Below are 22,619 nucleotides of genomic sequence, written 5' to 3'. Positions count from 1 at the left end.
CTGTATGGAAGGGCCATCGCTCAACGGATAAAAGGTACTCCGGGGATAACAGGCTGATACCGCCCAAGAGTTCATATCGACGGCGGTGTTTGGCACCTCGATGTCGGCTCATCACATCCTGGGGCTGAAGTCGGTCCCAAGGGTATGGCTGTTCGCCATTTAAAGTGGTACGCGAGCTGGGTTTAGAACGTCGTGAGACAGTTCGGTCCCTATCTGCCGTGGGCGTTGGAAAATTGAAAGGGGCTGCTCCTAGTACGAGAGGACCGGAGTGGACGAACCTCTGGTGTTCGGGTTGTCACGCCAGTGGCATTGCCCGGTAGCTAAGTTCGGAATCGATAAGCGCTGAAAGCATCTAAGCGCGAAGCGAGCCTTGAGATGAGTTTTCCCTGGCACTTTAAGTGCCCTAAAGGGTTGTTCGAGACTAGAACGTTGATAGGCAGGGTGTGTAAGCGCTGTGAGGCGTTGAGCTAACCTGTACTAATTGCCCGTGAGGCTTAACCATACAACACCCAAGGGGTTTTGTAGGACTCAATGCAAGAACATGATTGAATGTGTGTGAGAACATAAGACAGCTTTCCGAATTAAAGAATTTGCTTGGCGACCATAGCGTTGCGGACCCACCTGATTCCATGCCGAACTCAGAAGTGAAACGCAATAGCGCCGATGGTAGTGTGGGGTTTCCCCATGTGAGAGTAGGACATCGCCAGGCTTTAAATTTCGTTTTTAGATAGACCATCTAGAAACAAAATGGACGCTTACTACGGTAAGTTTGCCACTGCGGAGTGGTAGTTCAGTTGGTTAGAATACCGGCCTGTCACGCCGGGGGTCGCGGGTTCGAGTCCCGTCCACTCCGCCACTATTTGAAAAAGCCCTGCTAGCAATAGCAGGGCTTTTTTACGTCTGGTGAAAATGTCGAAACAAATTTCTGTAAGGTTCTAGCGCATTTCTCTTCTTCGTTGACTGTTTCCTGTCTCATTCAAAAGCTTCAAATCTAGACTAGAGAGCATCATTACTTTGATAAAAATGCCTAAATATTGAATCTATTTTTACTTAGCAAAAGCCGTCGATGCGCTCAATATCATTGTTATTTTGTCGTAAATCTCTGATTTTCAGCCCTGTTAACGACCGTTATTGGCTGGTTTTGTGGCGCTAATGGTTACGATAGTTAATCGCTATTGAACTTATCGGCAAGTGGGGCTAAAACCCACATAGAGTTTATAGTTTTGTAGTAATGTCGCTGCAAATATTGATGTGGAGTTGAATGTTGCGAGTAAGAGGCTTTTTCTCTACAGCTTGTTTAGTTCTGTTGCTGACTAATGCGACGGATGAACAACTATTGCCTCATGCGCCTGAATTTATCGCGGAAGCTTATCAACTTCGGCTGCCTTCTGAGCATCAAGTCTCACGTCAATTAGCGATCCTTAATTATAAAGACTTTCATTACTACTTGCTGAGCCGTTATCTAGGCAAACCTGCAGAACGGCAAAATCAGCTAAGTTATTGCTTGTTAACCAACGATACATTAAGCGCATTGGCGTTTCGTGCATTATCACTAGCCGTCGATGAATCTAGTGGAGTAATTGGCTATCGAGTTAAACAGCACTATGAGACGAATTTAATCTATCGTTTCATTCATAGCCGAAATCACCTGCAGATTGGCTAATAAAAATCTGTTCTGTTTATGAGGTGAAAAATGTTGGATTCAATTATTTCGGTCTTGATGGCTTTGTGGCATCAAGACTTTGCGACGTTAATGACACCGGGCAGCGCTGCCATGGTGTATTTTGTTGTTGGTGCGCTGATCTTTTTAGAAAGTGGCTTTATTCCAGCAGCGCCGTTTCCCTGCGATAGTGTCGTAGTGCTATCAGGTACATTAGCTGCTGTTGGTGTATTAGACCCATTTCTGGTGTTGATCATTATCGCGACTTGCGCAGCAACAGGAAGCTGGGCTGCTTATGTTCAGGGGCGTCTACTGAATCGCTTACCTAAGGTTCAAGGTTGGGTGAATGCGGTTCCACAAAAGCGTTTGCAGCAAGTCGATATGCTTTTGGGTAAGCATGGGTTAGTCGCGTTATTCTGTGCGCGTTTTGTACCAGTTGTGCGTTCTCTATTGCCGCTGATGATGGGTATGCGTGCGAATAAAGTGAATAAATTCCATTATTTTGCATGGTTAAGTGCGATTCTATGGACGTTATTGTTGTGCTCATTTGGTATGTTGTTACCTCTATTACCTGAAAATATCAGTAAATTGGTGACGATGGCATTAATGGCAGCACCAGTGATCACTTTTGCTACTGCGCTACTGGGTTTTATCACCATGCGCATTCGTCGCGCTTTAAATGAACAGCAGGCCAGCAAGGCGAAACCGATTGTTGATAAAGTAGAGCGTTAAGACTGTTTAGAGCTTTTGGGTTATGATGATCCAAAAGCTATCTAAGGCTTAATGCGAACAAATCGAAGACAATAAAAAAGGCAGCCTCGGCTGCCTTTTGTGTTTTTAATGTGGTTTATGATTCTATTTTCGCTTCTGCCTTTTTAGCTTTTTCAATCATAGGTGTAATCGTTGAGCCTTGAATTAGGATTGAGAAAACCACGACTGCGTATGTCATCACCAAGATGATCTCTCTAACATCTATTTGTTTTTCAGGAATCACCCAGATACCAGCAGGAATCGATAGAGCCATAGCGAGCGCTAAGCCACCACGTAAGCCACCCCAAGTTAAGATAGGGATAGACCAAGGATTGTAGGTTCGATAGCGTTTAAAGCCGATGTAAGAGCAAGATACGCTGAGGAAGCGCCCCGTTAAGACTAATGGGATAGCAAATGCCATCAGAATGAAGTCTTCTTGATGAAATTTGAACAGTAACATCGACATACCGATCAGTAAAAACAACACCCCATTAAAGAATTCATCGACTAACTCCCAGAAGTGATCGAGGTGATCTTCACTCTCTTTTGAAAAGCCAATATAGCGTGTCCAGTTACCAATCATGATACCTGACACTACCATTGCAAGAGGGCCTGATACATGAAGTATGTCAGCCAGCGCGTAGCCTGCTGTTGGGATGCCGATCGTTAACAGTAGTTCCATTGAATGGTCGTCAGTGGCGCAGATTAGATAATGGAACACTAATCCGAGTAACAAGCCATAAGCAATACCACCGAGAGCCTCCTGAACAAACAGCATAGTCACACTATTGAGTGTCGGCGCTTCATTACCAAATGCAATGGTATAGATCGTTACAAATATCACTAAACCAAAACCGTCATTAAATAATGACTCCCCCTCAATTTGAGTTGAGATACGCTTTGGAGCATTGAGTTTCTTTACGATGGCGAGGACGGCGATGGGATCAGTTGGCGAAATCAGTGCGCCAAATAGCAAGCAGTAAACTAAATCAAACTTGATATTGATAAGCAGACAAAAGCCATAAAGTGCATAGCCAATAAAAAAAGTTGAAAACAATGTGGCGCCTAACGCCAAAACAGTAATTTCCCATTTTTGATCTTTGAGGTTAGGTAATTTAATACCAAGCCCACCGGCAAAAAGTAGAAAACCTAAGATCCCCTTGAGAAGGAAATCCTCAAAATTAATACTCGACATGGTGTGAGTCGCAATTTCCGTCAATTGAAACCAGTCATTCTGCCCTGCAATTAAGATCAGCAATGAGAGCATCATTGAGCCTGCGGTAATGGCGATGGTTGTTTGCATCTTGCCGATTTTGCTATTTATGAAAGCAATGAGCATCGCGGCAGCAGATAAAAAACAAAGAGTATAGTAGACGGACATATTGAGACTCTTGTGTAACAAATTGTGAATAAGAATTTTGTGCCTAAGATGAGCAAATGGCAAATATTATTTCGTCATGCCCCGTTCGGGATTAACCATTTTGGACGTCTAGACTCCTTTGAATTGTGTGATAGGATGGTGTCATACACAAAGGAATGAGGCTGTACTGTGGGAAGCAAAATAAGACAACAGATCGAGACGCAACTAAAGCAACGCATCTTATTAATTGATGGTGGCATGGGCACCATGATTCAAGATTATAAACTAGAAGAGCAAGAATACCGCGGAGAACGATTTGCGGATTGGCATTGTGACCTAAAAGGAAACAACGATCTGTTGGTTTTATCGCAGCCGAAACTTATTAAAGATATCCACCTCGATTACCTTGAAGCCGGGGCCGATATTCTTGAAACCAATACTTTTAATGCCACCACCATTGCGATGGCCGATTACGACATGGAAAGCTTGAGTGAAGAAATAAACTTCGCTGCAGCAAAGCTTGCCCGTGAAGCAGCCGATGAATGGACAGCTAAAACGCCCGATAGACCGAGGTATGTCGCAGGTGTCCTAGGCCCAACCAACCGAACTTGTTCAATCTCTCCTGACGTTAACGACCCCGCTTATCGTAATGTGAGTTTTGATGAGTTGGTGAAAGCGTATTCAGAATCGACCCATGCACTCATTCGAGGTGGGGTTGATCTTATTCTATTAGAGACGATATTCGACACCTTAAACGCCAAAGCGTGTGCATTTGCTGTTGATACGGTATTTGAAGAGCTTGGGTACTCATTGCCAGTGATGATTTCGGGTACGATCACCGATGCTTCTGGACGAACTCTATCCGGGCAAACGACCGAGGCTTTTTACAATTCTCTTCGTCATGTAAAACCGATTTCTTTTGGTTTGAACTGTGCGTTGGGCCCAGACGAGCTACGCCCTTACGTGGTTGAGTTGTCGCGCATCTCCGAGACCTTTGTTTCTGTCCACCCCAATGCGGGCCTTCCAAATGCGTTTGGTGAGTATGATTTATCACCTGAAGATATGGCTGAGCATGTCACTGAGTGGGCACAAAGTGGGTACTTAAATTTGGTCGGTGGTTGTTGTGGTACCACGCCAGAGCATATTCGCCATATGGCACTAGCTGTTGAGGGCGTCACACCAAGAGTACTGCCTGATTTACCCGTCGCTTGTCGTTTGTCTGGTTTAGAGCCTCTAACGATAGAGAAAGACACCTTGTTTTTAAACGTTGGTGAGCGTACCAACGTGACTGGTTCAGCACGCTTTAAGCGTCTAATTAAAGATGAGTTGTACGAAGAAGCTCTCGATGTGGCGCGTCAGCAAGTCGAAAATGGTGCTCAGATCATCGATATTAACATGGATGAAGGCATGATTGATGCTGAGGCCTGCATGGTGCGTTTCTTGAATCTGTGTGCATCGGAGCCGGAAATATCCAAAGTACCTATTATGGTCGACTCCTCTAAGTGGGAAGTCATTGAAGCGGGCTTAAAGTGTATTCAAGGCAAAGGCATCGTTAACTCGATTTCACTTAAAGAAGGCAAAGAAAACTTTGTCGCTCAAGCCAAATTGGTGCGTCGCTACGGCGCTGCAATAATTGTCATGGCGTTTGATGAGGTTGGCCAAGCGGAAACTCGAAAGCGTAAACTTGAGATTTGTACCAACGCTTACCGCATCTTGGTTGATGAGGTGGGCTTCCCACCAGAAGATATTATTTTTGACCCGAATATTTTTGCTATCGCAACCGGTATTGATGAGCACAATAACTACGCCGTCGATTTTATCGAAGCCGTGGCGGACATTAAGCGTGATTTACCTCATGCGATGATTTCAGGTGGCGTATCGAACGTTTCTTTCTCTTTCCGTGGTAACAACTATGTACGAGAAGCGATCCATGCGGTATTCCTTTACCACTGCTTTAAAAACGGCATGGATATGGGGATCGTTAACGCAGGTCAGCTTGAAATCTACGATAATGTTCCGGAAACCTTACGTGAAGCCGTAGAAGATGTAGTATTAAACCGTCGTGATGATTCGACGGAACGTCTGCTGGATATTGCCCAAGAGTACCTTGATAAGGCGGTGGGTAAGGTTGAAGATACCTCGGCTTTAGAATGGCGAACATGGCCGGTTGAGAAGCGATTAGAGCACTCATTGGTGAAAGGGATCACCGAATTTATCGTTGAAGATACCGAAGAAGCGCGTGTAAATGCCTCGCGTCCGATCGAGGTCATTGAAGGGCCATTGATGGATGGCATGAACGTGGTGGGTGACTTGTTTGGTGAGGGCAAAATGTTTCTGCCTCAAGTCGTTAAATCTGCGCGAGTCATGAAACAGGCGGTTGCTCACTTAGAGCCGTTTATCAATGCTTCGAAAGAGGTGGGCTCGACGAACGGTAAGATTCTCCTCGCGACGGTGAAAGGGGATGTGCATGACATTGGCAAAAACATTGTCGGCGTTGTACTGCAGTGTAATAACTACGAGATCATCGATCTTGGCGTCATGGTGCCGTGCGAAAAGATCCTCAAAGTCGCTAAAGAGGAGAACGTGGACATCATTGGCTTGTCTGGCCTGATCACCCCTTCACTTGATGAGATGGTGCATGTCGCGAAAGAAATGGAGCGGCAGGGCTTCGAGTTGCCACTGCTGATTGGTGGTGCAACGACCTCTAAAGCGCATACCGCCGTGAAGATTGAGCAGAACTACCATAAGCCGGTAGTGTACGTTAATAATGCTTCACGAGCGGTTGGGGTATGTACCTCGCTACTATCCAAAGAGCTTTACCCTGCTTTTGTCGAAAAACTTGATGCTGATTATGAAATAGTAAGAGATCAACATCGTCGCAAGAAGCCTCGAACTCGTCCTGTGACGCTTGAAAGAGCCCGCGCAAATAAAGTCGCGATTGATTGGGTGAGTTATACGCCACCAGTACCGGCAAAACCGGGTGTGCATATCTTTAAAGATTTTGATATTGCGACCTTGCGTCAATATATCGATTGGACACCATTCTTTATGACTTGGTCACTCGTGGGCAAGTACCCTGCGATTTTAGAGCATGAAGAGGTGGGAGAGGAAGCGCAGCGACTGTTCAAAGATGCGAATGAACTTCTTGATCGTGTCGAGCGAGAAAAATTGCTTGAGGCGCGCGGTATGTGTGCATTGTTACCAGCAGCAAGTGTTGGTGATGACATTGAAGTGTACACCGATGAGTCACGTACTGAGGTCGCGAAGGTTTTGCACAATTTACGTCAGCAAACCGAGAAACCAAAAGGGTTTAACTCCTGCTTGTCGGATTACATTGCACCGAAAGAGAGTGGCAAGCTTGATTGGATTGGTGCGTTTGCTGTGACGGGCGGGATTGGTGAAAGAGAATTGGCCGACCAATATAAAGCCGCCGGTGATGATTATAATGCCATTATGATTCAAGCGGTGGCGGATCGTTTGGCTGAGGCGTTTGCGGAGTATTTGCATGAAAAAGTGCGAAAAGAAATTTGGGGTTATTCAAGTGATGAAGATCTCTCTAATGATGATTTGATCCGTGAAAAATACCAAGGTATTCGCCCTGCACCGGGTTATCCGGCGTGCCCTGAACATACTGAGAAAGGGCCATTGTGGGATTTACTCAATGTAGAAGAGAGCATTGAAATGTCACTGACTAGTAGCTATGCCATGTGGCCAGGCGCGGCGGTTTCTGGTTGGTATTTCTCGCATCCTGATTCACGTTATTTTGCTATCGCCCAAATTCAGCAAGATCAGGCGGAAAGCTATGCTGACCGAAAAGGTTGGGATATGTTGGAAGCTGAAAAATGGCTCGGGCCAAATATGAACTAATGACACGTCACTGCCCGTCATTGAAACAAAAAAGCACAGCTTGAGGCTGTGCTTTTTCTATCGGGCTAATTTAAATTAGCGATTTAGATAAATATCGTGGCTAAACCTAAGAAAACGGATAGACCAATCACGTCCGTGACTGTCGTCAGTGCCATACCGCCCGCTAGTGCAGGGTCGATATTCATTTTCTTCAGCATGATTGGGATGGTTACTCCAGCGATACCTGCGACCAATAGGTTCGTCATCATCGCTGTCGAAATAATTGCGCCCAGTATCCAGTTACCTTTCCAAGCGACGACAATCCCCCCAATAATCAGTGCCCACATGATGCCATTGAGAAAGCCGATTGCGGCTTCTTTTATTAACAGCTCACGCTTGTTCGAGTCACCAATGTGGCCCAGAGCGAGGCCGCGGATGACAAGAGCAACGGTTTGGTTACCGGCAACCCCGCCCATGGAAGGCACAATGGTCATCAATACTGCGATTGCGGCCATTTGATCTAATGTGGCCTCAAACATATTCGAGACCGAGGCCGCAGCAAGCGCTGCAAGTACGTTTGCACCTAGCCAAACACTCCGTTTACGGGCAGATTTTACAACGGGAGCAAAAGTATCTTCATCATCATCTAGACCCGCCATGCTCATCATTGAGTGCTCGGCGTCTTCACGGATAACGTCCACCACATCATCGATGGTAATACGACCGACTAGGTGTTGGTTTTCGTCAATAACCGGAGCGGAAACCCAATTTCGGCGCTCAAACAAACTGGCAACGTCAGAGTCTTTCATCGTGACTTCAATCGCATCATCCGCATCTTCCATCACATCCGCGACTTGAATATCAGGTTGTGTGGTTAAGATTGCGGTCAGCGAGAGTTCACCGATAAGGCGGTTCTCTTCATCGATAACGTATAGGGCGTCGGTTGCTTCAGGCAGTTCGCCGCGCATGCGCAGGTAGCGCAAGACTACGTCAATATCGACATCACCACGGATAGTGATGACGTCAGTATTCATTAAGCTACCAGCGGTATCTTCGGTATACGAAAGGGCGGTTTCGACGCGTTGACGATCTTCAACGTCCATCTGAGAGAGGACTTCACGAGAAACATCATCGGGCAAGCTACGCAAGACGTAAGCCACGTCATCGGTATCCATGCCTTCGGTTGCTTCGGCCAGCATTTCTGGCGCCATTCGTGAAACGAGATCATCTTTCACGTCCTCGCTTAATTCATCGAGGATTTCACCATAATCTTCTGGATCGGTAAGCTGCCAAAGAACTTCACGGCTTTTACGTGGCGAGGCCTCTAAAAGATGAGCAATATCTTCCGGTTCCATGTCCTGTAATTGACGGCGGACATGAACAAAACGGCCATTTTCTAAAGCATCGCTGACTTCTTGCAGGGCTTGGTGAGCTTGGTCAAATTCTATTTGCTCGGCCATTGGTTCCCCCTGACTCTATATAGTTACAATGCGTTGAATAGTAACTTAATTTAACAGCTTGTTTAATAAGTTTGCATTAAGAAAAACAAATTAACTGCTGAAATAAGTGAACAGTGTTTAAAATTAAAGCAGGAAAATGGTCACTCATCTTCATCAAATTTGTGCTGAATTAGCTGACAAACCGCGATCAAAGCATGATGCGCATCATCACCTTCGGCATGAATCGTGACGTGTTCGCCTTGCGCGGATTCGAGCATCAATAGCCCCATTACGCTATCGGCAGTCGCCAGTTTACCTTCGTGGTTTTGAATCGTCAGTATAGACTTAAACGATTGAGCGAGTTCTACCAGTTTTACTGCCGCACGAGCATGAAGGCCAAGTCTATTTTCAATAAGAACTGTTTTACTCTCTTGCGGCATGCATTAATCCTGTAAGTTTTTCTCTAATGAAGTGTGGCGGATTTGTACCTGATGTCCCATTTGCGCGAAATATTCGCCGATCTGTTGGGTTAGATACACAGAGCGGTGTTTACCCCCGGTACAACCAATTGCTACCGTCAGATAGCTGCGATTGTTTTTTTCTAGCATCGGTAACCAGCATTCAATGAATTTTTGAACCTGTTGTTTCAGCTCCATGACTTCCTGATGGCCTTCAAGGAATGATTTTATTGGCGCATCCAATCCGGTGAGTGGGCGTAAGTCGGGTTGCCAATGTGGATTGGGAAGAAAGCGCACATCGAAGACATAATCGGCATCGCTTGGTAAGCCATATTTAAAGCCAAAGGATTGAAATACCATGACTAGGTCTTTGCGTTCACGGCCTTCAACACGCAGTCGTACATTTTCACTCAATTCGTGTAATGACTGGTTACTGCTATCGATAATAAGATCGGCGTGTTCTTTTAATGGAGAAAGAATTTGTTTTTCTTTTTCGATGGCTTGTTCAAGCGAAGTATTTTCGTGCGTGAGGGAGAGCGGATGTATACGGCGTGTTTCGCTGTAGCGTTTGAGTAGTGTGTCTTTGTTCGCATCAAGAAACAGCACGCTCACATCGGTATCTTGCTTTAATTTTTGCAGGACATCGCTGACGAGTGCGGGTTCAGTGGGAAGATTGCGAATATCGATACTGACGGCAACATTCTGTTTGCTATCTTGAATTGATTGAACGAAGACACTCAATAGATTCACTGGGAGATTGTCGACACAGTAGTAGCCTAAATCTTCGAGCACGCGCAACGCGACGCTTTTGCCTGCGCCAGATTGGCCACTCACTACAATTAAACGCATAGCCTGATTACCTGTTGATCATAATGTCGTAGAGCTCCTGATCGGATTGTGCTTTACGAAGCTGCTTTAAAACGAGTTTGTCATTCAGACGTTCAGCCATGCATGAAAGTGTTTTTAGGTGCTCTTTGCATTGTGCGTCGGGAACAAGAAGAGCAAACAACACGTCAACTGGACGATTATCAATTGCGTCAAATTCAATCGGACTCTCACATTGTAAAAGTACCGCAACGGCTTTATCACTTGATTGCATACGAGCATGGGGAATGGCTATTCCATTTCCGATGCCAGTACTGCCCATTTTTTCACGGCTGAGCATGCATTCAAAAAGTTCGGTTGAATTTTGTCCGGTATGCTCTGCGACGATTTCACTGATCATTTCGAGAGCGCGTTTTTTGCTGGTACATTGGACTGCACTTTTGGTGCAGTCCAGTGTTAGGATTTCGCTAAGTTGCATAGTTAATGATTATGTAGTTTTTCTTTGTGCTTATTGAGTTGTCTAACCAATTTATCGGTTAACGAGTCGATTGCGGCATACATACTTTCTTCATCGGCTGAAGCATGAATTTCGCCTTGATTTATGTGAAGGGTAGCTTCTGCGATTTGATTGAGTTTTTCAACTTTTAAAACCACCTGAGCGCTGTTTATGTGGTCGAAAAAACGCTCCAGCTTTTGAAATTTTTCATTTACGTAGTCTTGCATAGAGTCTGTAAGATCTACGTGATGGCCAGTAATGTTAATTTGCATAGGCTTTCCTTCTCGGTTGTTGCCTTAAAGTAGGCGTTTACGCTGACTTGAAGGGGCAATACCTAATGATTCTCGGTATTTTGCTATTGTTCGTCTAGCGACCTGGATCCCTTGGTCAGCGAGTAGCGCTGCAATCTTGCTGTCACTCAGTGGCTTGCCACTATTTTCAGCAGCAACGAGTTTTTTAATTAAAGCTCGTATTGCAGTCGATGAACATTCTCCACCGTTGTCAGTACTGACATGACTGGAGAAGAAATACTTCAATTCAAATATACCGCGTGGTGTGTGCATATATTTCTGTGTCGTAACACGAGAGATTGTTGACTCGTGCATATCCACATCGAGGGCAACATCATTGAGTACCATAGGCTTCATTGCCTCTTCACCATACTCAAAGAAATCTCTTTGATGTTCAACAATACACTTGGCAACTTTGAGCAATGTCTCGTTTCTGCTTTCCAAGCTTTTAATCAGCCATTTTGCTTCTTGCAGATTTGAACGAATGTATTGGCTATCTGAGCTATTACCTTTGCCTAAGGCGGCGTATTGTTGATTTACTTTTAAACGTGGAATCGAATCAGGGTTGATCGTGACGACCCATTTCCCATGATCTTTAAAAACGGACACGTCAGGAACGACATATTCTGCATGCTCAGTGGAAATTCGGCTACCTGGACGCGGATCGAGCTGTTGGATCAGTTTGAGAACATCTCGAAGTTCGGCCTCTTTAAGCTTAGTCTCTTTGATGATCAACTTATAATCACGGTTACCAAGTTGATCAATATGATCGGTCAACACCAGTTTGGCTTCGTTGAGCCAAGGGGTGTCTTCTGGGTAGGTCGCGAGTTGTAGTAGCAAGCAATCTTGTAGGTTTATAGATGCGACACCAAGTGGGTCAAATTGCTGAATGCGTTTACGTACCGCTTCAATTTCTTCAAGCTCCACTTCATCATGATCGAAATTTTCTAGAATTTCGCTGAGTGGAACCGTGAGGTAGCCATAGTCATCGATCGCATCAATGAGAGCTAAAGCGATGGTTCTATCCAGTTCGCTGAAGGGCGTGAGATCCAACTGCCAAGTGAGGTAGTCGTAAAGTGATTCGGTCGTTTCACCTTGATAAACCGGGATGTCGTCATCAACCGCTATGCCGGTGCTTCCAGTATTGGCACTGTAAACATCGTCCCATGTGGTATCAATTTCCAGTTCGGAGCTGATTTCTGATTTTTCAATCAATTCCGAACTGTCCGGTTGATCAAGCTCCGAGGTATCCGCGCTGTTTTCTTTATCCTCATTACGCATCTTTTCATCGCTGGTGGTGAGATCTTCGCTGCCTTCTTCTACTTCAAGTAGAGGGTTTGAATCTAAGGCTTCTTGAATCTCTTGCTGGAGGTCTAACGTCGACAGTTGCAACAACCTTATGGCTTGTTGTAGCTGTGGCGTCATTGCCAGTTGTTGTCCTAGCTTGAGTTGTAATGAGGGTTTCATTCAGTAATAGGTGCCTTTTAAAGTTCTATAGACTTTTTATTAATCATAGTCGGAATTGCTCACCAAGATAAACTTGTTTTACTTGTTCGTTATTTAGCACGTCTTCTGGGGTGCCTTCTGCGATCAAGTGTCCTTGGCTTACGATGTAGGCTTTTTCACAGACATCAAGTGTTTCGCGTACGTTGTGGTCTGTGATCAAAACACCTAGACCTCGATCTCGAAGATGTTCAATGATTTTTTTAATATCGATAACCGAGATAGGGTCAACACCTGCGAAAGGTTCATCTAATAAAATGAACTGTGGGTTGGCTGCCAAGGCGCGTGCGATTTCTACGCGTCGGCGTTCGCCACCCGATAATGCCATACCCGCACTTTCACGAATGTGCTGAATGTGGAATTCTTCCAATAAATCTTCTAACTTGTCTTGGCGCTCTTCACGCGTGAGTTCTTCACGCGTTTCCAATACCGCCATGATGTTGTCTTGTACCGACAGTTTGCGGAAGATAGAGGCTTCTTGTGGTAGGTAGCCAATCCCCATACGTGAACGGCTGTGCATCGGTAAGATACTGATGTCTTGCCCATCAATGCTGATGGTGCCCTCATCACGCGCCACAAGGCCGACGATCATGTAAAAAGAGGTCGTCTTACCGGCGCCATTTGGGCCCAGTAAGCCAACAATTTGACCTGACTCTACTTGCAAGCTGACATCGGAAACCACTTTTCGGTTTTTGTAACTTTTTGCTAAGTGTTCTGCTTTTAAAATCGCCATAATTATTCTTGTACCGCTTGAGGCTGTAGTACGGTTGAAACGCGGTCGCCTTTCTGCTTGCCGTCTGCAATGAGCTTCTGTGATGAGATTTTGTAGCGGATGTGGTTACCACGAATCTCGCTATCATCTTGTGCCAGCATTGCGTTATCAATCATGGTGAGCTGATCATTGCTCACTTCATAGTAAAGCTCTTGCGCTTCACCGTAGAGCGTTTTGCCATCATCAGTTAGCTGAGAAAAAGTCGCAAGATTACCGTAGCCTTCAATCTTGTTTATTGAGCCATCTTCTTTGTTGCGCGTCACAATGACTTTGTCGGCATTGATATTAATGCTGCCTTGCTTAAGCTTAACATCACCCAAGAAGGTGACTTTATTGCTCTGCATATCAAGGTGTTGGCTGTCTGAATCGATGTAAACAGGTTGTTCGCTATCCGTAGATAATGCGAGTGCCTGTGTCGTTGCGAACAAGCAGGCGATTAAACTAAGGTGTGAGAGTTTCATATCTACCTTTTACATGTTTGTAGAGGATTGCCGTGTTGTCAGCGAAATTGCCTTTCATCGCTTGACCGACGGTCTCAAACTGAGAACCCATGAGTGTCACTTGGTTGTCAGCCCAAAAATCTCGATTATCCAACTGAATGTGCATGATGTCAGTGGATAAAGTGTCAAAGCCGGAGTCAGGTAGTAAATTTTTACCTAACACATCCGTTTCTAAAGTCAGTACATGATCTTGAGTCAGAACACCACGAACGGCGGTAATTTGCCATTCTTGAATGTCGCCGTCTTTGTAGACCTTCAATACTGGCTGGTCAAAAATAGTGTCACCGCTGCTCGCGTAGTTGTCGAGTTTATTCGAGGTAATCACATAACTGCGAATGCCTTGCTCATCATACGATGTATTGATGAGCATCTTACCGGTAAAAAGCGGTAACTCGACATTCGGTTCGACCTGAATATCGTAACTGGCTTTGTTGGTCATCAAGTAATAGCCAGAAATGGCAATGATGATGATCAGCAGTAAATAACCGATACGAGATAAACTCATATACTTAAACCTTTGTGTACGTCGAGTTCGTCACGAGCCTGAAGGATCAGATCGCAAACTTCACGCACTGCGCCATGACCACCTTTAATCGTGGTGACGTAGTTTGCGCGTTGAACAAGCAAAGGATGACCGTCTGCCACACAGACTTTCAGGGCGACTTTTTCCATCACTGGCCAATCGATAAGGTCATCGCCAATATAGCCGGTTTGCTCTGGTGCAATGCCCAGTTGTTGGCAAATATCATGGTAAGCGGCGACTTTATTGTCTTGGCCTTGGTAAATTAGCTCAATGCCTAACGCTTTCATGCGATTTTCTACGATCTGTGATTGACGACCGGTGATGATGGCGATTTCAATCCCAGCGTTCATCAAAGACTTTACGCCATAGCCGTCACGAGTGTGAAAGGTTTTTAACTCTTCACCTTGGTTGCCCATATAAACCAAGCCATCAGAGAACACGCCATCGACGTCACAAATGAGTAATTTTATCTGCTTTGCAATCGCGAAGGTGTCAGCGTCAACCTCACCGTATAAGGTGTCGATTTTATTCGTCATTACATCACTCCAGCTTTGAGTAAATCATGCATGTTCAATGCGCCAACAACGATGTTGTCTTCACAAAGTAGTAAGCCATTAATGCTCTTCTCTTGCATTAAGTTTACACCTTCTGCCGCCAACATGTTTGGATTCGCGACGGTTGGATTTATCGTCATGACGTCGCGGATTAATGCGGTGTGTATATCAACGCGTTTATCTAAGATTCGACGTAAGTCGCCATCAGTAAAAATGCCAAGTAGTGTTCGCTTGTCATCAACCACGGCCGTCATTCCTAATCCTTTTTGGCTGATCTCTAGCAGAGCATCTCGGACTAAGGTTTCAGGTGAAACTAACGGTAGAGCATCGTCGATATGCATGATGTCGGAAAGTTTCAGTAACAGTTTGCGACCTAATGCACCACCAGGGTGGGATAGCGCAAAATCTTCTGCGGTAAAGCCACGCGCTTGGAGGAGTGCAACCGCTAGAGCATCACCCATGACGAGCGTCGCGGTGGTGCTTGATGTCGGAGCCAAGCCTAACGGACAGGCTTCTTTTGGTACGGTAATTTGTAGATGAATATCTGCCAGTTTCGCCATGTTTGAATTGGGCTTACCGGTCATACTGATAATCGTAATTTTGAGACGCTTCAATACTGGAAATAGCGATAATATTTCACCAGATTCGCCTGAATTTGAAATGGCCAGAACGATATCGCCAGGCTCTATCATACCGAGGTCGCCATGAGCGGCTTCCCCAGGGTGAACAAAAAAGGCTGAAGTGCCTGTACTGGCAAGAGAGGCTGCAATTTTATTGCCAATATGACCTGATTTACCCATGCCCATGATCACTACTTTGCCGTGTTTATTGGCTAAGATCGTTTCACAAGCTTGAACAAAACTGTCATCAAAATATTGATCGAGTTGCTTTAGTGCTTCAACTTCAATATTAAGCACTTCCAATGCAGCTGCGCGATAATCAAACATCACAATCTCCAGCGAATAATTACGCGTTCATATTGATAACAAGGTAGCTTTGGTACGCAATGAACACGACCACCAGAAACGCGCCTTCAAAACGGTTAATGCTGCGTGACTTACCAAGCGCCATGACAACCAACAACAGAGACACGGCCAGCATGACCCAGAAATCACGGCCCATCACTAAATCACTCAGGATTGATGGGTTTAGAATGCCTGGAATACCCATAACGGCCAGAATGTTGAACACATTGGAGCCGATAATATTACCGACGGCCATGTCGTCTTCACCTTTCATTACGCCAGCAACCGATGCCGCTAATTCTGGTAGGCTTGTACCAACGGCAATAATCGTAAGGCCGATTACAAGGTCGCTCATGCCGAAATGTTTTGCGATAACCACAGAGCTATCGACTAGCGTGTCGGCTGCGATAGGAAGAATGATAAGACCAATCACGACCCACATCAGTGCGATTTTATTGTCGACGCCTTCAGGCACGTCTTGTTCTTGTTCGTCGAGTAAGACATCGCCATTTGGTTGTTCTTTACGGCTAATTCGTAGCATCGCAAGGATAAACACCACAAATAGGCTTAGTAACAACACACCCTCGTAGAAACCAAGATGGTTATCCCACAAAATCGCACCCGAGATCAGTGTTACAACGATCATTAGGGGCAATTCTCGGCGTAAAACCGGTGAGCTAATTAATAGCGGTTTGATGATGGCAGTAATACCAAGAATCAGCGCGATGTTAGCGATGTTTGAACCAATAACATTGCCAACGGCAGTATCGGTTTTTCCATCCAATGCAGCGGTCGCTGAAACCATCATTTCAGGGGCAGAAGAGCCCATTGCTAGGATAGTCATACCGATCACCAACGGTGAAATACCGAAGTTGCGGGCTAGGGCAGCAGAGCCATAAACCAGCTTGTCAGCACTCCAAACCAGAAAAATGAGACCAACAATAAGAAACGCAACGGCTTCGATCATGATATATCCTAACTTATCTACAAACTGAACAATTTAACCGCCAATTTTGACGTGTTGGGGGGTAAAATGGAAGCTGAACATTCAATTATTTACCGCTCATTTTGTTATTCGAACGATGATGTGAGTGAAACAAGAGAATTTAAGTACTTCACAATTAATTGAACAGTGCTTTAAATTCACACTTAATCTGCTTATGATTGCGCATTATAAAAGGATTATGACGACGAGTATGACATGTCATCAAATGATTTGGTTACGGTCAAAAATCTGAGTTTCTCTCGTGGGAATCGCAAGATTTTTGATAGCGTAGACCTCCATGTTCCCAAGGGCAAGGTGACGGCCATTATGGGACCATCAGGGATTGGTAAAACAACGTTATTGCGCCTGATTGGCGGGCAAATTCTTCCCGATAGTGGGGAGGTTCTATTTGACGGTGTTAATATTCCCTCTCTAAGCCGCCGCAAGCTCTATCAAGAAAGAAAGCGTATGAGTATGCTCTTTCAATCCGGCGCTTTGTTCACTGATCTTAACGTTTTTGATAACGTTGCCTTTCCACTACGTGAACACACTCAGCTTGACGAAGACTTGTTGCGCACACTAGTGCTGCTGAAGTTGGAAGCGGTGGGTTTACGTGGTGCCGCAGAACTGATGCCAAATGAACTCTCTGGCGGGATGGCTCGCAGAGCCGCTCTGGCTCGTTCGATCGCGCTCGATCCTGAACTGATCATGTTTGATGAGCCCTTCGTTGGTCAAGATCCGATTACGATGGGTGTGCTGGTGACGCTGATCCGTAACTTAAACCAAGCGCTGGGTATTACGGCGGTGGTGGTTTCTCATGATGTTCCTGAAGTGATGAGTATCGCTGATTGGGTTTATATATTGGCGAACGGTCAAGTGATCGCCAGTGGTACGCCTGATGAATTAAGAGCGAATCCGGACCCTCAAGTTCAACAATTCTTAGTCGGTGATGCCGACGGCCCTGTGCCATTTCGTTATCCAGCGAAACCTATTGGTGAGGATCTGTTTCAATGATAACGAATTTTCTCGATTTTATCGCTTCACTCGGCCGTCGTGGTATGGGCGTAAGCATCGCCGTGGGCCGCGCGAGCCTCATGTTATTTGGCGCGCTAGCCTCCAAACCTCAGCCTATTAAAAATGCGCCATTGCTTATTAAGCAGTTATATAGCGTAGGCGTTCAATCTTTGCTGATCATCATTTTATCTGGTCTGTTTATTGGCATGGTGTTGAGCTTACAAGGCTACGTTATTTTGGTCGATTTTGGCGCGGAGGGCGCACTTGGTCAAATGGTTGCCCTATCGCTACTTCGTGAGCTTGGTCCGGTCGTGACGGCGCTGTTGTTTGCTGGGCGTGCGGGCTCGGCATTAACCGCTGAAATTGGACTCATGAAAGCGACTGAGCAACTGTCGTCAATGGAAATGATGGCTGTTGACCCATTAAAGCGTGTGATTGCACCGCGTTTCTGGGCTGGCGTGATCTCGATGCCACTGTTGACCATGATTTTTATGGCGGTGGGCATTTGGGGTGGCCAGATCGTTGGCGTTGATTGGAAAGGCGTAGATCACGGCAGTTTCTGGTCTGCGATGCAATCATCGGTTGAATTGGGTCAGGATATTGGCAACAGCTTTATCAAAAGTTTGGTCTTTGCCATTACCGTGACTTGGATTGCTTTATTTAATGGATATGATGCGATTCCTACTTCGGAAGGCATCAGCCGTGCAACCACTCGCACGGTAGTACACTCTTCTTTGGCAGTACTTGGGCTAGACTTCGTACTGACCGCATTGATGTTTGGGAACTAAAAATGCAACAGACACGTAAAACCGAATTATGGGTAGGTAGCTTCATTCTCGCTGGTATTTGCGCCATTTTGATTATGATTTTTCAAGTCGCTGACGTAAAAGGCATCGGTTCGAGTGATACTTACACACTAAATGCCGAGTTCGACAATATTGGTAGTTTGAAAGTACGTTCGCCTGTGAAAGTTGGTGGTGTGGTGATTGGGCGTGTTACGTCGATTACTTTAAACGCTGAATCACTCTTGCCTGTTGTGCGTATGGCAATCAGTGGTCAATACCAGCAGTTCCCTGAAACCTCGAGTGTGCAAATTTTGACATCAGGGCTCATCGGTGAGCAATACATTGGTCTAACACCAGGTTTTGTTTTTGATGACGAACAGATGCTGGTGGACAATGACTATATTGAAGATACGAAATCAGCCATGGTACTCGAAGATTTGATTGGTCAGGTGTTGTATAGCGTGGGCGGTGGTAATTCAGAGTCGGGAGAAGAGTAATGTTGAACAAATTAATACTAATGGTCGTCGCCTTATTCTTGCCATTGAGTGCGATAAGTGCCGAGATCGATAAAACACAACCATACCCAATGATGGAGCAGGTTGGTGGCATGGCTTTTGAGCGATTGAAAGCAGAACAAAGCATCATCAAACAAGATCCCAACCACCTAAAAGTGATTGTGGAAGAAGAGTTAATGCCTTATGTGAATTATAAGTATGCCGCACTAAAGCTATTAGGCTCTAATCTTAAAGGTGCGAAGCGTTCTGATGTGAACGAGTTCATTACGGCTTTTCGCTCATATCTTATTGCGTCGTATGCACAGGTTCTGACGCAGTATACCGACCAAGAAATTGAATTTGGACCTGAGACTAAATTGGATCCAAGTAAAACGATCACCAGCGTTAAAGTGGATATCGTTGATGCACCTCGCCCAAATATTCAGCTAGAGTTTAAGTTGCGTAAAGATAAGAAAACGGGCGAATGGAAAGTCTTTGATATGATTGCTGAAGGCATCAGCTTGTTATCAAGCAAGCAATCAGAGTGGAACAGTAAGCTGCGTCAAGATGGCATTTTGTCGGTGGCAAAAGAATTGGATGCGTTGGCTGCTCAACCGATCCGTTTTGAGGCGAAGTAATGATCGAGCATGAGCAATATCGTGTTATCGACGAACATAGTGGCGCTCTGCTCGGGCGCTTAAATCGTGATACCGTACCGGGCTTGTGGCCGCTCTTTAAAGCTTGGCAACCACAGACGTCATCGTTTGAGATTAACTTGTCAGAAGTCGAGCGTATTGATTCCGCCGGAATGGTGATGATCATTCACCTATTAGAGCATGCAAAAAAACAAAACTGTCATATAATGCTCAGCTTCGTGCCTACGCAACTCAGCACTTTGCTGGCATTGAGTAATGTTGAAAAATACATTGCTGAGCACATAAAGATTAATTAGAGGTAAATTGTGGATAGCGCAAAAGTACAACAGATTTTAAACGAAGCACTAAACCTAGAAGAACTACACGTAAAGGGCGAGGGTAGCCACTACGAAGTGATCGCTGTTGATGCTTGTTTCGAGGGAATGAACCGCGTTAAGAAACAACAAACTATTTATGCGCCACTCATGGAGTATATCCAAAGAAATGACATCCACGCAGTCTCTATAAAGGCTTACACGCCTGCAGAATGGGCTCGCGATAAAAAGTTGATGTCACTGTAAGGTTTAGTAATGGAAAAATTTAGAGTAACTGGTTCTAATAAACCACTGGTTGGTGAAGTCACTATCTCTGGTGCAAAGAACGCCGCCCTACCAATTCTGTTCGCTTCGATTTTGGCTGAAGAGCCAGTTGAAGTGACCAACGTGCCTCACCTACGTGACATTGATACCACAATGGAGTTACTTAAGCGCTTAGGTGCTAAGGTTGAGCGTAATGGTTCTGTGCACGTCGATCCAAGCAGCATTAATGAATACTGTGCACCTTATGACTTAGTGAAAACCATGCGTGCCTCTATCTGGGCTCTTGGTCCTCTAGTGGCTCGCTTTGGGCAAGGTCAAGTATCACTGCCTGGCGGTTGTGCCATTGGCGCTCGTCCTGTGGACCTTCATATCCACGGTCTCGAGCAATTAGGCGCAACGATAGTACTGGAAGATGGCTACGTTAAAGCATCGGTAGACGGTCGTCTGAAAGGCGCACACATCGTGATGGATAAAGTCAGTGTGGGCGCAACGATCACGGTTATGTGTGCGGCAACGCTTGCCGAAGGCAAAACCGTACTGGATAACGCTGCACGTGAGCCGGAAATTGTTGATACGGCTGACTTTTTGAATGCATTAGGCGCAAAAGTGACGGGTGCAGGTACTGACACGATTACTATCGAAGGTGTTGAACGCCTTGGTGGTGGTAAGCATGCCGTGGTTGCTGACCGCATTGAAACAGGTACTTTCCTTGTGGCAGCTGCGGTTTCTGGCGGCAAAGTAGTTTGTCGTAATACTCGTGCGAATTTACTTGAAGCGGTATTGGCGAAGCTTGAAGAAGCGGGTGCCCAAGTTGAAACCGGCGAAGACTGGATTTCGCTTGATATGACAGGTCGTGAGCTGAAAGCGGTGACTATCCGCACTGCGCCACACCCAGGCTTCCCGACGGACATGCAAGCACAGTTTACTTTGCTTAACTTGATGGCAAAAGGCGGTGGCGTGATCACTGAAACGATTTTTGAAAACCGTTTCATGCACGTGCCAGAGCTAATGCGTATGGGCGCTAAAGCGGACATTGAAGGCAACACAGTGATCTGTGGTGACGTTGAATCACTGAGCGGTGCTCAAGTGATGGCAACGGATCTACGCGCTTCTGCAAGCCTTGTGATCGCAGGTTGTATTGCACAAGGTGAAACCATCGTTGACCGTATTTATCATATCGATCGTGGTTACGATAAGATTGAAGATAAGCTGTCTGCTTTGGGTGCAAATATCGAGCGTTTTCGCGAAGCGAATTAATTAACGATTCAAAATGACGATAAACAACGTATAAAACGAAGTTTAGAGTACATATGTAAGCCGAAACGAATGTTTCGGCTTTTTTATGGCTAAAAGATACGTTAGATTAAGGCCATAATTTTTACCTCATTGTTCTTGGAGAACATTAATGATTGCACTGTTCCGTCTGTTTGCTGTCGCGATATTTGCGATTGCCATGTTTGTATTTGGCTGTGGCTATTGTCTACTGAGCCCGCGCAATCCTAAACATGTCTTCACCTTTGGTCGCCTGTTTAGCAAAATGTCACGCGTATTTGGTATCAAGTTAGAGTTCAGAATGCCAGATGATGCCTACACGCGTGGTCAGCATGTTTATATTGCAAATCATCAAAACAACTGGGATTTGTTCACCGTGGCGGGTGCGGTAACACCGAAAGTCGTGACAGTAGGTAAGAAGAGTTTGGCATTCCTCCCTTTATTCGGTCAGTTATACTGGCTAACGGGGAATATTTTGATCGATCGTGGTAACCGTAGCAAAGCGATGGGAACCATCGATCAAGTGATTGATAAGATGAAAAACAGCGACGTCTCTATTTGGATGTTCCCGGAAGGAACGCGTTCACGCGGGCGTGGTTTATTGCCATTTAAAACCGGTGCTTTCCATACTGCGATTGGTGCAGGCGTCGATGTGGTGCCAATCGTTTGTAGTTCGACAGAAGGCGTTAAGCTTAACCGTTGGAACAATGGACATGTGATCGTTGAGATGCTGCCTCCAGTGAGCACTCAAGGCTGTAAGAAAGAGCAAGTACGCGAAGTGGCTAACTTGTGTCGCGAGCAGATGGAACAAAAGCTGACGCAGTTGAATGAAGAAGTGAAGGTACTTAACCAAGCGAAATAATGTTGTTTGGGTATTCATAAGAATGAGTATTA

At 45.4% G+C, this 22,619-nt stretch carries 24 protein-coding genes, 1 tRNA gene and 2 rRNA genes; 14 read left to right on the top strand and 13 right to left on the bottom strand.

Annotated elements, in window-relative coordinates; all coding sequences use genetic code 11:
• The 5 genes from OJ16_RS12365 to OJ16_RS12345 all read left to right on the top strand — a co-directional run.
• A 23S ribosomal RNA gene (locus OJ16_RS12365) occupies positions 1-502 on the top strand; the annotation flags it as partial.
• 91 nt (positions 503-593) lie between these two features.
• A 5S ribosomal RNA gene (gene rrf / locus OJ16_RS12360) occupies positions 594-709 on the top strand.
• Positions 710-779: 70 nt separating this feature from the next.
• Positions 780-856 (top strand) — tRNA-Asp (locus tag OJ16_RS12355).
• Positions 857-1,261: 405 nt separating this feature from the next.
• Entirely contained in the window at positions 1,262-1,663 is a 402-nt protein-coding gene (locus tag OJ16_RS12350; protein ID WP_236688403.1) for a hypothetical protein, read from the top strand.
• Positions 1,664-1,693: 30 nt separating this feature from the next.
• Entirely contained in the window at positions 1,694-2,392 is a 699-nt protein-coding gene (locus OJ16_RS12345; protein ID WP_040991071.1) for a DedA family protein, read from the top strand.
• Positions 2,393-2,507: 115 nt separating this feature from the next.
• Here the strand turns inward: OJ16_RS12345 and OJ16_RS12340 are convergent, their stop codons facing one another.
• On the bottom strand, positions 2,508-3,791 hold the full coding sequence (locus tag OJ16_RS12340) for a cation:proton antiporter (protein WP_040991069.1): 1,284 nt from the start codon (positions 3,789-3,791) through the stop codon (positions 2,508-2,510).
• 168 nt (positions 3,792-3,959) lie between these two features.
• Between OJ16_RS12340 and metH the strand changes: the two genes are divergently transcribed.
• Positions 3,960-7,637: a methionine synthase gene (metH, locus tag OJ16_RS12335; RefSeq protein ID WP_040991066.1), complete on the top strand. Its 3,678-nt coding sequence runs from the start codon at positions 3,960-3,962 to the stop codon at positions 7,635-7,637.
• Between the two features lie 83 nt (positions 7,638-7,720).
• Here the strand turns inward: metH and mgtE are convergent, their stop codons facing one another.
• The 12 genes from mgtE to OJ16_RS12275 form a co-directional block, all read right to left on the bottom strand.
• Positions 7,721-9,076, bottom strand: coding sequence for a magnesium transporter (gene mgtE / locus OJ16_RS12330; RefSeq protein ID WP_040991064.1), 1,356 nt, complete (start codon positions 9,074-9,076; stop codon positions 7,721-7,723).
• Between the two features lie 140 nt (positions 9,077-9,216).
• A complete protein-coding gene (locus OJ16_RS12325) occupies positions 9,217-9,495 on the bottom strand; it encodes an HPr family phosphocarrier protein (protein WP_040991062.1) in 279 nt (92 codons plus the stop codon).
• Between the two features lie 3 nt (positions 9,496-9,498).
• Positions 9,499-10,362, bottom strand: coding sequence for an RNase adapter RapZ (rapZ, locus tag OJ16_RS12320; protein WP_040991060.1), 864 nt, complete (start codon positions 10,360-10,362; stop codon positions 9,499-9,501).
• Between the two features lie 7 nt (positions 10,363-10,369).
• Positions 10,370-10,816 (bottom strand): PTS IIA-like nitrogen regulatory protein PtsN, encoded by a 447-nt coding sequence (gene ptsN / locus OJ16_RS12315; protein ID WP_040991058.1) that lies wholly within the window; start codon positions 10,814-10,816, stop codon positions 10,370-10,372.
• A gap of 2 nt (positions 10,817-10,818) precedes the next feature.
• Positions 10,819-11,106: a ribosome hibernation promoting factor gene (hpf, locus tag OJ16_RS12310; RefSeq protein WP_040991056.1), complete on the bottom strand. Its 288-nt coding sequence runs from the start codon at positions 11,104-11,106 to the stop codon at positions 10,819-10,821.
• Positions 11,107-11,130: 24 nt separating this feature from the next.
• Positions 11,131-12,591, bottom strand: a complete 1,461-nt coding sequence (locus tag OJ16_RS12305; protein ID WP_040991054.1) for an RNA polymerase factor sigma-54 — start codon at positions 12,589-12,591, stop codon at positions 11,131-11,133.
• 43 nt (positions 12,592-12,634) lie between these two features.
• Positions 12,635-13,360, bottom strand: coding sequence for an LPS export ABC transporter ATP-binding protein (lptB, locus tag OJ16_RS12300; protein WP_040991052.1), 726 nt, complete (start codon positions 13,358-13,360; stop codon positions 12,635-12,637).
• Between the two features lie 2 nt (positions 13,361-13,362).
• Positions 13,363-13,860 (bottom strand): lipopolysaccharide transport periplasmic protein LptA, encoded by a 498-nt coding sequence (gene lptA / locus OJ16_RS12295; protein WP_040991049.1) that lies wholly within the window; start codon positions 13,858-13,860, stop codon positions 13,363-13,365.
• Positions 13,841-14,404 (bottom strand): LPS export ABC transporter periplasmic protein LptC, encoded by a 564-nt coding sequence (gene lptC / locus OJ16_RS12290; RefSeq protein ID WP_040991047.1) that lies wholly within the window; start codon positions 14,402-14,404, stop codon positions 13,841-13,843. The genes lptA and lptC overlap by 20 nt, the downstream gene beginning before the upstream one ends.
• The gene (gene kdsC, locus OJ16_RS12285) at positions 14,401-14,958 is read right to left on the bottom strand and encodes a 3-deoxy-manno-octulosonate-8-phosphatase KdsC (protein ID WP_040991046.1); all 558 of its coding nucleotides are present in this window, start codon (positions 14,956-14,958) and stop codon (positions 14,401-14,403) included. Before kdsC ends, lptC begins: the two co-directional genes overlap by 4 nt.
• Positions 14,958-15,923 carry a KpsF/GutQ family sugar-phosphate isomerase gene (locus OJ16_RS12280; RefSeq protein ID WP_040991044.1) on the bottom strand — a complete coding sequence of 322 codons (966 nt, stop codon included), beginning with the start codon at positions 15,921-15,923 and terminating at the stop codon, positions 14,958-14,960. The genes kdsC and OJ16_RS12280 overlap by 1 nt, the downstream gene beginning before the upstream one ends.
• Positions 15,924-15,942: 19 nt before the next feature.
• Positions 15,943-16,908 (bottom strand): calcium/sodium antiporter, encoded by a 966-nt coding sequence (locus tag OJ16_RS12275; RefSeq protein WP_040991042.1) that lies wholly within the window; start codon positions 16,906-16,908, stop codon positions 15,943-15,945.
• A gap of 234 nt (positions 16,909-17,142) precedes the next feature.
• Here OJ16_RS12275 and mlaF point away from each other — a divergent pair, with 234 nt between their 5' ends.
• The 8 genes from mlaF to OJ16_RS12235 all read left to right on the top strand — a co-directional run bounded on the left by mlaF (position 17,143) and on the right by OJ16_RS12235 (position 22,587).
• Positions 17,143-17,940, top strand: coding sequence for a phospholipid ABC transporter ATP-binding protein MlaF (gene mlaF, locus OJ16_RS12270; RefSeq protein ID WP_040991040.1), 798 nt, complete (start codon positions 17,143-17,145; stop codon positions 17,938-17,940).
• Positions 17,937-18,728 (top strand): lipid asymmetry maintenance ABC transporter permease subunit MlaE, encoded by a 792-nt coding sequence (gene mlaE / locus OJ16_RS12265; RefSeq protein ID WP_040991038.1) that lies wholly within the window; start codon positions 17,937-17,939, stop codon positions 18,726-18,728. The genes mlaF and mlaE overlap by 4 nt, the downstream gene beginning before the upstream one ends.
• A gap of 2 nt (positions 18,729-18,730) precedes the next feature.
• A complete protein-coding gene (mlaD, locus tag OJ16_RS12260; RefSeq protein ID WP_040991036.1) occupies positions 18,731-19,222 on the top strand; it encodes an outer membrane lipid asymmetry maintenance protein MlaD in 492 nt (163 codons plus the stop codon).
• Positions 19,222-19,857, top strand: coding sequence for an MlaC/ttg2D family ABC transporter substrate-binding protein (locus tag OJ16_RS12255; protein WP_040991034.1), 636 nt, complete (start codon positions 19,222-19,224; stop codon positions 19,855-19,857). The genes mlaD and OJ16_RS12255 overlap by 1 nt, the downstream gene beginning before the upstream one ends.
• Positions 19,857-20,171, top strand: coding sequence for an STAS domain-containing protein (locus tag OJ16_RS12250; protein ID WP_040991032.1), 315 nt, complete (start codon positions 19,857-19,859; stop codon positions 20,169-20,171). The genes OJ16_RS12255 and OJ16_RS12250 overlap by 1 nt, the downstream gene beginning before the upstream one ends.
• Positions 20,172-20,180: 9 nt before the next feature.
• Positions 20,181-20,435: a BolA family iron metabolism protein IbaG gene (gene ibaG / locus OJ16_RS12245; protein WP_040991030.1), complete on the top strand. Its 255-nt coding sequence runs from the start codon at positions 20,181-20,183 to the stop codon at positions 20,433-20,435.
• A gap of 9 nt (positions 20,436-20,444) precedes the next feature.
• A complete protein-coding gene (murA, locus tag OJ16_RS12240) occupies positions 20,445-21,710 on the top strand; it encodes a UDP-N-acetylglucosamine 1-carboxyvinyltransferase (protein WP_040991028.1) in 1,266 nt (421 codons plus the stop codon).
• Positions 21,711-21,858: 148 nt separating this feature from the next.
• Complete coding sequence (locus OJ16_RS12235) at positions 21,859-22,587, top strand: 1-acylglycerol-3-phosphate O-acyltransferase (protein WP_040991026.1); 729 nt, start codon at positions 21,859-21,861, stop codon at positions 22,585-22,587.
• Positions 22,588-22,619: the final 32 nt, after the last annotated feature.

This window comes from Vibrio renipiscarius, assembly GCF_000827885.1.
Lineage (GTDB): Bacteria > Pseudomonadota > Gammaproteobacteria > Enterobacterales > Vibrionaceae > Vibrio > Vibrio renipiscarius.
This window is presented reverse-complemented; position numbering and strand designations above follow the sequence as displayed.